Source organism: Solwaraspora sp. WMMA2059 (genome assembly GCF_027497315.1).
Taxonomy (GTDB): Bacteria; Actinomycetota; Actinomycetes; order Mycobacteriales; family Micromonosporaceae; genus Micromonospora_E.
The window spans coordinates 1,265,947-1,279,178 of sequence record NZ_CP114908.1 but is presented as its reverse complement, the minus strand read 5'-3'; the positions used below and the strand labels follow the sequence as shown (position 1 = coordinate 1,279,178).

Annotated in this window: 9 protein-coding genes; 3 read left to right on the top strand and 6 right to left on the bottom strand. The window is 70.9% G+C overall.

The window, feature by feature from the left end; all coding sequences use genetic code 11:
* The first annotated feature begins 170 nt into the window (after positions 1-170).
* Both O7553_RS05745 and O7553_RS05740 read left to right on the top strand, forming a co-directional pair.
* Positions 171-1,094 carry an FAD:protein FMN transferase gene (locus tag O7553_RS05745; protein WP_281553816.1) on the top strand — a complete coding sequence of 308 codons (924 nt, stop codon included), beginning with the start codon at positions 171-173 and terminating at the stop codon, positions 1,092-1,094.
* Positions 1,095-1,340: 246 nt separating this feature from the next.
* Positions 1,341-1,709: a hypothetical protein gene (locus tag O7553_RS05740; protein ID WP_278167706.1), complete on the top strand. Its 369-nt coding sequence runs from the start codon at positions 1,341-1,343 to the stop codon at positions 1,707-1,709.
* A 63-nt stretch (positions 1,710-1,772) separates the two neighbouring features.
* On the opposite strand, the gene serA is transcribed toward O7553_RS05740, so the two are convergent.
* From serA to O7553_RS05710, 6 genes are all read right to left on the bottom strand, one after another.
* Positions 1,773-3,371, bottom strand: a complete 1,599-nt coding sequence (gene serA / locus O7553_RS05735; RefSeq protein ID WP_281553815.1) for a phosphoglycerate dehydrogenase — start codon at positions 3,369-3,371, stop codon at positions 1,773-1,775.
* A gap of 268 nt (positions 3,372-3,639) precedes the next feature.
* Positions 3,640-4,875, bottom strand: a complete 1,236-nt coding sequence (gene mpgS, locus O7553_RS05730; protein ID WP_281553814.1) for a mannosyl-3-phosphoglycerate synthase — start codon at positions 4,873-4,875, stop codon at positions 3,640-3,642.
* Positions 4,876-5,052: 177 nt separating this feature from the next.
* Positions 5,053-6,066, bottom strand: coding sequence for a ketol-acid reductoisomerase (gene ilvC, locus O7553_RS05725; RefSeq protein ID WP_281553813.1), 1,014 nt, complete (start codon positions 6,064-6,066; stop codon positions 5,053-5,055).
* A gap of 103 nt (positions 6,067-6,169) precedes the next feature.
* Positions 6,170-6,685 (bottom strand): acetolactate synthase small subunit, encoded by a 516-nt coding sequence (ilvN, locus tag O7553_RS05720; protein WP_281553812.1) that lies wholly within the window; start codon positions 6,683-6,685, stop codon positions 6,170-6,172.
* Positions 6,686-6,734: 49 nt separating this feature from the next.
* Positions 6,735-8,624, bottom strand: coding sequence for an acetolactate synthase large subunit (locus tag O7553_RS05715; protein ID WP_281553811.1), 1,890 nt, complete (start codon positions 8,622-8,624; stop codon positions 6,735-6,737).
* 197 nt (positions 8,625-8,821) lie between these two features.
* On the bottom strand, positions 8,822-11,149 hold the full coding sequence (locus O7553_RS05710; RefSeq protein ID WP_281555488.1) for a bifunctional diguanylate cyclase/phosphodiesterase: 2,328 nt from the start codon (positions 11,147-11,149) through the stop codon (positions 8,822-8,824).
* A gap of 150 nt (positions 11,150-11,299) precedes the next feature.
* Here O7553_RS05710 and ilvD point away from each other — a divergent pair, with 150 nt between their 5' ends.
* Positions 11,300-13,147 (top strand): dihydroxy-acid dehydratase, encoded by a 1,848-nt coding sequence (gene ilvD / locus O7553_RS05705; RefSeq protein WP_281553810.1) that lies wholly within the window; start codon positions 11,300-11,302, stop codon positions 13,145-13,147.
* Positions 13,148-13,232: the final 85 nt, after the last annotated feature.

The window sequence follows — 13,232 nt, the reverse complement described above, 5'->3', positions numbered from 1 at the left end:
AGCGATCGTCCCGGAAATCGGTACGTCGGTCCCAGGATACGGACGTTACCCGCTGGTCGAGGAGTCCCGCGCCGCCCAGGGGGCACACAGCCGGGCTTAACACCATACTTACCTCGGACGGCTACTGTAGGTGAAGACCGGATCCGGGCACCGGCGAAGGAGAATCGACGATGCTGGCGTACCGCGCCGCCCAGCCGGAACCGCCCGATCTGCGGATCGGTCCGACGCCGGGAGCCGGCGCCCCGACCGGGTCGTCCGGCACCGCCACGGCAACGGACGGCAACCGCCCGGCCGGCCAGCTGGTCGCCCGGCACACCGTCGCCACGTCCACCACCGAGTACCAGCTCGTTCTGGTGGGCAGCGAACGGATCGGCCGGCGTGGGCTGAGCGAGGCGATCGGCGACGCGGTCGCGGAGCTGCGGGCGATCGACGTGACGTACAGTCCGCTGCGGCCGAACAGTCTGGTTTCGCTGCTGCGCCGGGGTGAGGTCGCGGCCGAGGTCTATCCGCCGCTGGCCGATATCGTGCACCGGTGCGAGGCGATGCGGGTGGCCACCGAGGGCTGGTTCGACCCGTGGGCGGTGCCCGGTGGGTTCGACCCGGCCGGCATGATCAAGGGCTGGGCCATCGAGCGGGCCGCTGGTCGGTTGCGCGCCGCCGGAATCACCGAATACGCCGTGGTCAGCGGCGGTGATCTGGTGGTACGCGGACGCGCCCCGCACGGCGGACCGTGGCGGATCGCCCTGCAGCAGCCGCTGTCCGCAGACACCGGCGACGGCCCGGCCGGCGCCACGCCGGGCAGCCAGCCGACCACCGTGACCATGGTGGACGGAGCGATCGGGACCAGCGGACTGACCGCCGGCAGCCGAAAGGTCGTCGACCCGCACACCGGGGCCGTAGTGGAGCGGGACAGCGCCGCCATGGTGATCGGCGCGGACCTCGCGGTGGCCGACGGCTACGCGACCGCGCTGTTCGCCGCCGGACCCGCCGGCCGCGACTGGTTTCCTACAGTGGACGGATACCACGTACTGGACCTGGTCGGCGAAAGAAGATCGCCCCCTGGCGCGGCCCACCCCCGTGATCTCGGCAAATGACCACGGGAGCGGGCCGGCGACACGTGCGCTCAGCTCGCGCACCGGGGGTGCAGTCACCCGGGAGACCACGGCCCGGCCGGAACGTCACCCGAAGACGCGACCGGCGCCGGAGCAACTCCTGAGCAACCGCACCGCCACGCTATCGATTCCGCACAACCGGGCGCAAGGTTCCAATTCCTCTGACATTGCTTGTCGGCCACGGCACTGGGTGGAATGATCCCCCTGATGGATGGCACGCTGTGCGGCGTGACATTCGATCTAGTCGTATGGGCGTTGGACGATCAGTCCACCTCGGCGGACGTACACGCCGCACACGAACTGTGCCGGCAGGGTGAGCACGCCGACGGTGCGACCGACCGCCGGATCACGTCCTTCCACGCCGCGCTGACCGCCAGTTACCCGGATCAAGGTGCCGCTTCCACCACAGAAGACTGCCCCTGGGCAAAGGTCCCATTACATACCGCAACCGACCACGTCGAGATGAACCTGCGTCAGACCTGCGCCGACGAGGTGCTGCTCACCATCGAACGGCTGGCTCAGGAACACGATCTGCTGCTGCTCGACCCGCAGGACGGCTCGGTCTACCCGCCGCCGGCCAGCGCGTCGACCCGCTGAGCGGGCGGCGGTTCGGGGACGAGGGTCCCCGAACCGCCGAAGTCGGACGACACGTCCGGCGGGTCACTCCTCGCGAAGGTCCACCGCGCTGGCCGCGGTCGCCCCGATCGAGCTGGCGGCATTGTGCAGCGACTCCGCGCCGACGGCGGAGTCGACGGTGAGGGTCATCAGCGCCTCGCCACCGGCGGACCGCCGAGCCACCTGCATGGCGGCGATGTTGACACTGGACTCGCCGAGGATCGAGCCGATCGTCCCGACCACGCCCGGCCGGTCGGCGTACCGGAAGAAGAGCAGGATGCCCTCGGCGGACAGCTCGAGGTCGAAGCCGTCGACCTCGGTCAGCCGGACCACGTCCCGCCCGGCGGACTGCACCACGGTGCCGGAGACACTTGCCGTACCGCCGTCGGGCAGCACCCCCCGGACGGTGACCAGGTTGGGCTGGTCGACGGTGTCCGGGTGGGTGACCAGCTCCACCTCGACGCCCCGGTCGGCGGCCAGGTGCGGCGCGTTGACGTAGGTGACCTGCTCCTCGACCACCGAGCTGAACAGCCCCTTGGTGGCGGCCAGCTTGAGCACCGACACCTCGTTGCCGACGACCTCGCCGCGGACCTCGACGGTGACGCTGGCCGCGACCACCCCGGCCACCGCGGTGAACACCTTGCCGAGCTTCTCGGCCAGCGGCAGCAGCGGCCGGACATCCTCGGCGACCACCCCGCCGGCCTGCACGTTCACCGCGTCGGGAACGAACTCGCCCTGCAGCGCGAGCTTGACGCTGCGGGCCACGGCCAGACCCGCCTTGTCCTGCGCCTCGGCGGTCGAGGCCCCCAGGTGCGGGGTGGCGACGACGTTGTCGAAGGCGAACAGCGGCGACGAGGTGCACGGCTCCTTCGCGTACACGTCGACGCCGGCACCACCGACCCGGCCCTCGGCCAACGCATCGGCCAGCGCCTGCTCGTCGACGAGGCCGCCCCGGGCGGCGTTGACGATCCGGACCCCGGGCTTGACGATCGCCAGCTCCTTCTCGCCGATCAGGCCGAGCGTCTCCGGGGTCTTCGGCAGGTGGATCGAGATGAAGTCGCTCTCCCGGAGCAGCTCCTCCAGCCCGACCAGGCGAACCCCGAGCTGCGCCGCGCGGGCCGGCTGGATGTACGGGTCGTACGCGATCAGCCGGGTGCCGAACGCGGCGATCCGCTGCGCGAACAGCACGCCGATGCGGCCGAGCCCGACCACGCCGACGGTCTTGCCCTGCAGCTCGACGCCGGTGTACTTCGACCGTTTCCACTCGCCGGCCTTGAGCGCGGCGCTGGCGCTTGCGGTGTTGCGGGCCACCGCGAGCAGCAGGGCGATCGCCTGCTCAGCAGCGGAGACGATGTTGGAGGTGGGTGCGTTCACCACCATGACGCCTCGGGCGGTGGCGGCCGGCACCTCGACGTTGTCCAGGCCGACGCCGGCGCGGGCGACCACCTTCAGCTGGGGCGCGGCGGCCAACGCCTCGGCGTCGATCTGGGTGGCGCTGCGCACGATCACCGCGTGGGCGTCGGCGAGCGCGGCCAGCAGGGCGGGACGGTCCGTGCCGTCGACGTGGCGGACATCGAAGTCATGAGCGAGTACGTCGATTGCGGCGGGCGCGAGCTCTTCAGCGATCAGTACGACAGGATTCATTGGTCCTCAAAGTCGTCCGGGACGGGTATCGGCGGCGGTGGGGCGCCGCTCTGCGCCCTACGCTCCCCCGCCCGGGTGTCGCGCCGGCACGGAGGCGGCCTACCCGCGATCGTAGGCGCAGCCGTGGACGGCGCGGCTCAGGGCCGGGGGTGAGGGCCCTCACAAATCAGACCTAACACCCGCCCCCGGCCAACCGCCGCCGCACTCCGACCGCCGCCGGACCGTCAGCCGGCTGCCGCCGTACCCGTCAGCCCGCCCCGCCGGACCGTCAGCCGGCTGCCGCCGGACTGACCGGATGGCGGGGGATCCGGCTGCGGACGATGCCGCCGTCACCGATCTGCCGGAACGTGCCGGCCTCCGCCTCCAGGGTGTCGTAGAGCAGGTCGAAGGCGAGCGAACCGACCGGCGGATAGACCCGCTCGCGGGGCGGCTCGGCACCCGGCGACAACGCCCCCTGGTCGGTCATGAACTCGAGAATCGCCTCGCGGACCGCCGGCAGGCACACCGGGGAGTGGTACAGCACGTTGAGCGCCTGCATCCGCATGCCCTGGACGTGCTCCTCACCCTTGTTGTCGTGGAAGTGCGGGTTGCGGGTCTCCACCTGCAGCACCGGCACCGAATGCGCCATCACCTCGGGGCTGTCGGTGTCCAGGATGCCGCCGAAGCGTTCGAACAGGTCGACGTACTCGTACGGCTCGACGGCGAAACCGCCGGCCAGCCGCAGCCGCAGGCCGAGGTCGAGGCTGAGTGCGTGCTCGCCGGCGTTGCCGGTGGCGATCACCTCGGTGCCGAAGCCGGAGTACTCGGCGATCAGCCGGTTGAGGAATCCGTTGGTGATCTCCGAACTGCGGCCCCGGCGGCTGAAGAACAGTCGACCGTCGCGCAGCTTGGGCTTGGAGTGCCAGGAAATCCGGACCATCGAATACGGGCTGTCGGCCAGGTGCAGGCCAGCGGCGTACACCTTGCAGTATTCGTGGACCGCGCCGGGGACGTAGTTGTCGGCGTCCACGTAGCCGACGTACCGGCGCCCGGTGAGCGCGGCGACCGCCATGCCGATCAGCATCGCCTCGCCCTTGCCGGTGCGGATCAGCCCGCTCTCGTCGATCAGCTCCGGCATGCCGGCGGCTTTCATCGCCGCGGCCAGCCCTGGATCTCGTTGGTGCACGGTGACCGCCGGCCGGTCCGCCGACCGGCAGAACTGCTCAACGGTATGGGCCTCGATCTCATAACGGTCCACCGGCTGCCGGCCGCTGTTCGAGACGAGCACGATCAGACAGTCGTGCGGAATACCAGAGAGCACTCCTTCGATCACCCTGCGTGTTTCATTCATGCAGGGTATGACCACCACCATGTCCCGCTCGACGGCCCGGATGTCCTCCTGAGAGACCAGCCCACGGCTGCGGTCACCGGCGACATCCCCCGAGTCCAGCTCGATGACACGCTGAAGCTCATGGATGCGAACGGCCCCGAAGCGCTCCGTACGGTGCGATTGCTCCAGACGCATGCGGGGCACATTACCCGAGGCGGCCATTAACTACCTGTAACCGTAGGTCAATTATCGGCGTCGGAAACCGACTACCCGAAACCGACCCCAAGCCGCAATCTTCCGGTAACGAAACTCCGCCCGAGATAGGCGCAGAGCCCATCACCGATCACTGTCGGTGATGGGCTCTGTCCGGCGTCAGGCGGTCTCGGTGATCGGTCGGTCGACCCAGCTCATCATGCCGCGCAGCTTCCGCCCGGTCTCCTCGATCGGGTGCGCCGCGCCCTCGGCCCGCCACTTGGCGAAGTTCGGCCGGCCCGCGTCGTCCTCGGCGATCCACTCCCGGGCGAACTCCCCGGACTGCACCTCGGCGAGGATCTTGCGCATCTCCTCCTTGACCCTGGCGTCGACCACCCGTGGGCCACGGGAGTAGTCGCCGTACTCGGCGGTGTCCGACACGCTGTAGCGCATCCGGGCGACGCCGCCCTCGTACATCAGATCCACGATCAGCTTGAGCTCGTGCAGGCACTCGAAGTAGGCGATCTCCGGCGCGTAGCCGGCCTCGGTCAGCACTTCGAACCCGGTCTGCACCAGCGCCGACGCGCCGCCGCAGAGCACCGCCTGCTCACCGAACAGGTCGGTCTCGGTCTCCTCCTTGAAGGTGGTCTTGATCACGCCGGCCCGGGTGCCGCCGATCGCCTTGGCGTACGCCAGGGCGAGACCGAAGGCAGCACCGCTGGCGTCCTGCTCGACCGCGACCAGGCATGGCACGCCCTTGCCGTCGACGTACTGCCGACGGACCAGGTGCCCGGGGCCCTTCGGCGCCACCATCGCCACGTCCACATCGGCCGGCGGGGTGATGAACCCGTACCGGATGTTCAGCCCGTGGCCGAAGAAGAGCGCCTTGCCGGCGGTCAGGTTCGGTGCGATCGCCTCGGCGTAGAGCGACCGCTGCGCGGTGTCCGGGGCCAGCACCATGATCACGTCGGCCCAGGCCGAAGCCTCGGCTGGACCGAGGACCCGCAGCCCCTGCTCCTGTGCCTTGGCCCGGCTCTTGGAGCCCTCCGGCAGGCCGATCACGACGTCGACACCCGAGTCGCGCAGCGACAGCGCATGGGCGTGGCCCTGGCTGCCGTACCCCAGCACGGCGACCTTCCGCCCCTGGATGACGGTCAGGTCGGCGTCGTCGTCGTAGAACACCTCAGCGGTCATGACTTCCCTCTCGTGTGCCCGGCCACGGTGGCCGGCTTTTCCTCGGGCGGCAGCTGCCTGCCGCAGGTCATCAGGGCCGGCAGCCGATGCTGCCGGCCGGCGGTCAGGCGGCGCGCAGCGCCGGCCCGGTGGTGATCGACCGGGAGCCGCGCCCGATCGCGACCAGACCGGACTGCACCATCTCCTTGATGCCGAACGGTTCGAGATCGCGCAGCAACGCGTCCAGCTTGTCGGTCGTGCCGGTGGCCTCGACGGTGAGGGTGTCCGGTGCGACGTCCACCACCCGGGCGCGGAACAGGTTCACCGTCTCCAGCACCTGCGAGCGCATCGCCCGGTCCGCGCGGACCTTGACCAGCAGCAACTGGCGGGCGACCGACACCGCCGGATCGAGTTCCACGATCTTCAGTACGTTGACCAGCTTGTTCAGCTGCTTGGTCACCTGCTCCAGCGGCGACGAGTCGGCGTCGACGACGATGGTGACCCGGGAGACCTCGGGGTTCTCCGTTTCGCCGACCGCCAGTGAGTCGATGTTGAACCCGCGCCGGGAGAACAGGCCGGACACCCGGGCCAGCACCCCGGGCTTGTTCTCCACCAGCACGGAGAGCGTGTGCTTGGTCATTTCTTCCTCGTCATCATCGGATTGGCCGGGTCGTGACAGGTCGTCCTCGTCACAGGTCGTCCTCGTCGAAGGTGGGCCGGACGTCCCGGGCGAACATGATCTCATCGTTGCTGGTGCCGGCGGCGACCATCGGCCAGACCATGGCGTCCTTGCCGACCACGAAGTCGATCACGACCGGGACGTCGTTGATCTCCATTGCGGCGGCAATGGTCTTGTCCACGTCCGCGGCGTTTTCGCAGCGCAGCCCGACACAGCCGAGCGCCTCGGCCAGTTTGACGAAATCCGGGATGCGGTGCTTGTGGGTGCCCAGGTCGGTGTTGGAGTAGCGCTCGCCGTAGAACAGTGTCTGCCACTGCCGGACCATGCCCAGGTTGCCGTTGTTGATCAGCGCCACCTTGACCGGGATGCCCTCCAGGGCGCAGGTGGCCAGCTCCTGGTTGGTCATCTGGAAGCAGCCGTCGCCGTCGACCGCCCAGACCACCGTCTCCGGCTGGCCGACCTTGGCGCCCATCGCGGCCGGGACCGCGTACCCCATGGTGCCCAGGCCGCCGGAGTTGAGCCAGGTGTTCGGCTTCTCGTAGGAGATGAACTGGGAGGCCCACATCTGGTGCTGGCCGACGCCGGCGACGTAGATGGCGTCCGGTCCGGCCAGCTTGCCGAGCCGCTCGATCACGTACTGCGGGGACAGCGTGCCGTCGTCCGGCTCGTCGTAGCCCAGCGGGTAGCGTTGCCGCAGGTCGTCCAGCTGCGCCCACCAGTCGCTGCGGTCGCCGGCCGGGCCGGCGGGGCGCACCGCCGGGCGGCCGGCGGGGGGGGCGGCCCGCTCCGCCGCCGGGTACGCCTCGATCAGCTCGTCGATGACGTGCCGCGCGTCGCCGACGATCGGCACGTCGGCGGTACGGTTCTTGCCGATCTCGGCCGGGTCGATGTCGGCGTGCACCACCGCCGCGCCCGGGGCGAAGGAATCCAGCTTGCCGGTCACCCGGTCGTCGAACCGGGCGCCGAGAGCCACGATCAGGTCCGCCTTCTGCAGCGCGTACACCGCCGCGACGGTGCCGTGCATGCCGGGCATGCCCAGATGCTGCGGGTGCGAGTCGGGGAACGCGCCCCGGGCCATCAGCGTGGTGACCACCGGGATGCCGGTCAGTTCGGCGAGCCGGCGCAGCCCCTCGGTGGCCTGCGCCTTGAGCACGCCGCCGCCGACGTAGAGCACCGGGCGGCGGGCACCGGCCATCAGCCGGGCCGCCTCGCGGATCTGCTTGCCGTGCGGGTGCAGGGTCGGCCGGTAGCCGGGCAGGTCCAGCGTCGGCGGCCAGGCGAAGGTGGTCTGCGCCTGCAGCACGTCCTTGGGGATGTCGACCAGCACCGGGCCGGGCCGGCCGGTGGCCGCCAGGTGGAACGCCTCGGCGAGCACCCGGGGGATCTCCTCGCCCGACTGCACCAGGTAGTTGTGCTTGGTGATCGGCAGGGTGATGCCCTGGATGTCGGCTTCCTGAAAGGCGTCGGTGCCGATCGACGGGCGGGCCACCTGGCCGGTGATGGCCACGATCGGCACCGAGTCCATGTACGCGTCGGCGATCGGGGTGACCAGGTTGGTGGCACCCGGACCGGAGGTCGCCATGCACACCCCGACCCGACCGGTGGCCTGGGCGTAGCCGGTCGCGGCGTGCCCGGCGCCCTGCTCGTGGCGGACCAGGATGTGCCGCACCGTCGAGTCGTACAGCGGGTCGTAGGCCGGCAGGATCGCCCCGCCGGGGATGCCGAACACCACGTCGACGCCGAGTGCCTCCAGGGACCGGACCAGGCAACCCGCGCCGGAGACCGGCACCGGCGGGGCCGGCGGCGGGGTCACGGCGTTGGCGAGGGTGACCGGGGTCGGCGCGGCCGCCGCGGCCGAGTGCGCGCGGTGGGCGAGGGTCTCGGGCGTGGGTCTCGTCATGACGATTCAGGCCTTCAGCTCAGTGGTCTCGTGACATGGGTCTCGGCGGCGTATCCGGCAGATGGGACCGATCGGCCGGAACCGGCAGGGATGTGGCAATAAAAACGGCCCTCGTGCAGATGCACGGGGCCAGCGCACTCTCGATCGGAGAGTGCGCTCAGGTAAGTACTCGAGACGACAGAGTCAGCGACATGGGGCTAAGCCTGACGCATCTCACGCGATGAGTCAACTGATCTCACATCCTGGGCGACTAATGACGCCGCACCGGCGCTGGCCTGCTGATCTTCGCCGGGACGGCGGCGGCCGCCGATTCCATGCCGGTTACCGGACGACGTCGCCGCAGACAGCATCGCCTCCAGATGCTCGGCCGGCACCCCCCAGCCGAACAGCGCACCCTGCCCGAACCGGCAGCCCGCCTCCACCACGACGGCCAGCTCGGCCTGGTTGGTCACCCCCTCGGCGATGACCTCCAGACCCAACTGGTGCCCGAGCCGCATCACCACGTCGACCATCGGCGCGAACGCCCGCCGACCCGGCAGCGGCGGCGCGACCGGCCCCTGCTCCGCCACCAGGCTGTGGTCGATCTTGAGAATGTCGATCGGCAGGTTCCGCAGCTGGCCGAGCGACGAGTAGCCGGCGCCGAAATCGTCCAGGGCGATCCGTACCCCGGTGGCGCGCAGCGCCTTCAGCCGGCGGATCAGCTCCGCGAGGTCCCGGGCGACGGCATGCTCGGTGACCTCCAGCACCAGGCGTTGCGACGGCACCCGGTGCCGTCGCAACGCCTCGTCGACCTGCAGCACGTACTCCGGGGCGTGCAGCTCGTGCGGTGACACGTTGACCGACACCCAGACGTCGTGCCCCTCGGCCAGCCAGCGGGACAGCTGCCGGCACGCCTCGTCGAGCACCCAGGCACCCAGCCGGCTGATCATCCCGCACTCCTCGGCCAGCGGGATGAACTCGTCCGGTGGCACCTTGCCCAGCTCCGGATGGCGCCAACGGATCAACGCCTCGGCACCGACCGGCCGTACCGACGGCACCGCCACCACCGGCTGGAAGGCCAGCCGCAGCTCGCCGCGGTCGATCGCGCCGCGCATCTCGTGCTCCAGCCGGACCCGGCGACGCTGGGCCTGGTCGTAGGAGACGTCGTAGCGCTCCACCCGGTTCTTGCCCCGCTGCTTCGCCGAGCGCAGCGCCAGGTCCGCGTTGCGCAACAGCGTCGGCACGTCCTGCGCAGTCGAACAACAGGCCATCCCGATGCTCGTCGACACGTAGATCGGCCCCTTGTCATGCGGGTACGGCTCGTCGAGGGCGCGCAGGATCCGGACCGCGACGCTGTGCGCCTCGTCCGGGTCCGGCAACGACAGCAGTACGGCGAACTCGTCGCCGCCCAACCGGGCAGCCAGCCCCGCCCCGGCCAGCTCGGCGATCAGCCGCCGGCCCACCTCGATCAGCACCGCGTCACCGACGTCATGACCCCGCATGTCGTTGACCGTCTTGAAACCGTCCAGGTCCAGGGTGAGCAGCCCGCCGGGACGCCGATCGGCGACGCAGTCGTACAGCTCACGCAGCAGCGCCCGCCGGTTGGCCAACCCGGTCAACGGGTCGGTGTGCGCCAGGTTGCGAAAGTGCGCCTCGCTGGCCGCCAGCCGGGCCGCGTACCGGCGCACGTCGAGCAGTGCCAGATACTGCCGGCTCACCAGGATGAAGCCCTCCAGGCTGCCGACCGCCACCGCGACGGTGGTGAACTCGCCGCCGCTGGCCACGTGGTAGAAGCCTGCGGCGGCCATCACCACCATCGGCAGGAACACGTAACCGGCCCCGCGCGGCACCAGGCCGGCCGGCGCGCTGCCGCCGCACCCCGGCCGTCCCCCACCGAACCAGACCAGCACCAGCCCGACCGGCAACCCGACGGCACCGACCAGGACGAGCCCCACACCGTACTGGCAGATGCCCGCCGCCGCGCCGATACCGCTGAGCCCGATCAGCACAGTGCCCACACCGCCGAGCAGCGGACCGGCCGGATGCCGGCCGCTGTGCAGCGCGGTCATCACCGCCACGCCGGTGATCGCGGCGACGGTCGCGGTGGCCAGCAGGATCGCCGGGCAGGCGGTCGGGGTGGCCGCGCCCAGCAGCCGGGTCGGTGGGGCGACCAGTACCCAGCCGGTGAACCACAGCGCCGCACCGACCGCCAGGCAGTCGAGCAGGTGACGCGCGGTCGGCGCGGACCGCCCGGCGGTGCCCGGCAGCCGCAGCAGGCCCCAGATCAGCAGCAGTCCGCCGAGCGCGCAGCCGACCGCGACGACCGTGGCGAGCAGACTCCGCTGAGGCTGCTGCCGATCCCACTCGGCGGCCATCGCGACGGCGCCGACCAGCCCGGTGAGCACGCTGACGGTGGTCAGCCCGGCGCCGACCGCGAGCAGCCGGTGGGCCCGGTCCGACGATCCGTCCCGGCGGCGGGCCACGACGAACAACCATCCCACGCCCAGCGCAGCCGCCAGCCCACTCGCCAACGCGAGCGCCTGCATGCCCGAGGGGAGGTGCACGCCACAACTCTGCCGGATCGGCGCCGGCCCGTGGTGCCGGGGTGCGGGTTTGCCGGCAGGAGACATCCCGACACGTGAAACGCGACACGGCTGGGACCGCCGGCCCGGCAACCGTGGTGTAACACTTGTCGAATGCCTGAGCTGCGGTCGAGGACCTCCACCCACGGTCGGACGATGGCCGGCGCCCGGGCCCTGTGGCGGGCCACCGGGATGACCGACGACGACTTCGGCAAGCCGATCGTCGCCATCGCCAACAGCTTCACCCAGTTCGTGCCCGGCCACGTACACCTGAAGGACCTCGGCGGACTGGTCGCCGACGCGGTCGCCGACGCCGGCGGGGTGGGCCGCGAGTTCAACACGATCGCCGTCGACGACGGCATCGCCATGGGCCACGGCGGCATGCTCTACTCGCTGCCCAGCCGGGAGCTGATCGCCGACGCCGTCGAGTACATGGTCAACGCGCACTGCGCCGACGCGCTGGTGTGTATCTCGAACTGCGACAAGATCACCCCGGGGATGCTGCTCGCCGCGCTGCGGCTGAACATCCCGACCGTATTCGTCTCCGGCGGCCCGATGGAGGCCGGCAAGACCGTCGCCGTCGAAGGCGTCGTGCACGCCAAGCTCGACCTGATCGACGCCATGATCGCCGCGTCGAACGACAACGTGACCGACGCCCAGCTCGACACCATCGAGCGGTCCGCCTGCCCGACCTGCGGCTCCTGCTCCGGCATGTTCACCGCCAACTCGATGAACTGCCTCACCGAGGCGGTCGGGCTGGCGCTGCCGGGCAACGGCTCGGTGCTGGCCACCCACGCCGCCCGCAAGTCACTGTTCGTCGAGGCCGGCCGGACCGTCGTGGAGATCGCCAAGCGGTGGTACGACGGCGACGACGCCTCGGTGCTGCCCCGCGCCGTCGCCAGCCGGGCCGCCTTCGAGAACGCGGTGGCCCTGGATGTGGCGATGGGCGGCTCCACCAACACGGTGCTGCACCTGCTGGCCGCCGCCCGCGAGGCCGAGCTGGACTTCGGCGTCGCCGACATCGACGACATCTCCCGCCGGGTGCCCTGCCTGGCCAAGGTCGCCCCGAACACCCCGAAGTACCACATGGAGGACGTGCACCGGGCCGGCGGCATCCCGGCGATCCTCGGCGAACTGGACCGGGCCGGCGCGCTGCGCCGCGACGTGCACGCCGTGCACTCGCCGTCGCTGAGCCGGTGGCTGGCCGACTGGGACATCCGGGGCGGCAGCGCCACCGACGAGGCGGTCGAGCTGTTCCACGCCGCCCCCGGCGGGGTGCGTACCACCGAGCCGTTCTCCACCACCAACCGCTGGTCCAGCCTGGACACCGACGCGGCGCAGGGCTGCATCCGCGACGTGGCGCACGCGTACTCCGCCGACGGCGGCCTGGCGATCCTGCACGGCAACCTGGCCCCGCAGGGCGCGGTGGTCAAGACCGCCGGGGTGCCCGACGACTGCCTGACCTTCCGCGGCCCGGCCAAGGTGTACGAGTCGCAGGAGGACACCGTCTCGGCGATCCTGGCCGGCGAGGTGGTCGCCGGTGACGTGGTGGTGGTCCGCTACGAAGGCCCCAAGGGTGGGCCGGGCATGCAGGAGATGCTCTACCCGACCTCGTTTCTGAAGGGGCGCGGCCTCGGCCGGGCCTGCGCGCTGATCACCGACGGCCGGTTCTCCGGCGGCACCTCCGGGCTGTCCATCGGGCACGCCTCCCCCGAGGCCGCCTCCGGTGGGCTGATCGCCCTGGTCGAGCCGGGCGACGAGATCGTCATCGACATCCCGGCCCGCAAGCTGGAGCTGAACGTGCCCGACGAGGTGCTGCAGGCCCGCCGGATCGCCCAGGAGAAGCGGGACCGCCCGTACACCCCGGTCGACCGGCAGCGGCCGGTATCGGCGGCGCTGCGCGCGTACGCCTCGATGGCCACCTCGGCCAGCGACGGCGCGTACCGCCTCGTCCCGGAGTGACCCGCTGCCACCCGCAGCGACCCGCCGCCGGGTAGGCGACGTCTGCGCAGCTCACACCCGTTCGTCGAACATCTGTGCGATGATG

Bases quoted from the DNA above. Each gene is read 5' to 3' on its own strand.
- O7553_RS05710 (WP_281555488.1), bottom strand. From the start codon at position 11,149: ATGCAGGCGCTCGCGTTGGCGAGTGGGCTGGCGGCTGCGCTGGGCGTG.
- serA (WP_281553815.1), bottom strand. From the start codon at position 3,371: ATGAATCCTGTCGTACTGATCGCTGAAGAGCTCGCGCCCGCCGCAATC.
- ilvN (WP_281553812.1), bottom strand. From the start codon at position 6,685: ATGACCAAGCACACGCTCTCCGTGCTGGTGGAGAACAAGCCCGGGGTG.
- ilvC (WP_281553813.1), bottom strand. From the start codon at position 6,066: ATGACCGCTGAGGTGTTCTACGACGACGACGCCGACCTGACCGTCATC.
- O7553_RS05745 (WP_281553816.1), top strand. From the start codon at position 171: ATGCTGGCGTACCGCGCCGCCCAGCCGGAACCGCCCGATCTGCGGATC.
- ilvD (WP_281553810.1), top strand. From the start codon at position 11,300: ATGCCTGAGCTGCGGTCGAGGACCTCCACCCACGGTCGGACGATGGCC.
- O7553_RS05715 (WP_281553811.1), bottom strand. From the start codon at position 8,624: ATGACGAGACCCACGCCCGAGACCCTCGCCCACCGCGCGCACTCGGCC.
- mpgS (WP_281553814.1), bottom strand. From the start codon at position 4,875: ATGCGTCTGGAGCAATCGCACCGTACGGAGCGCTTCGGGGCCGTTCGC.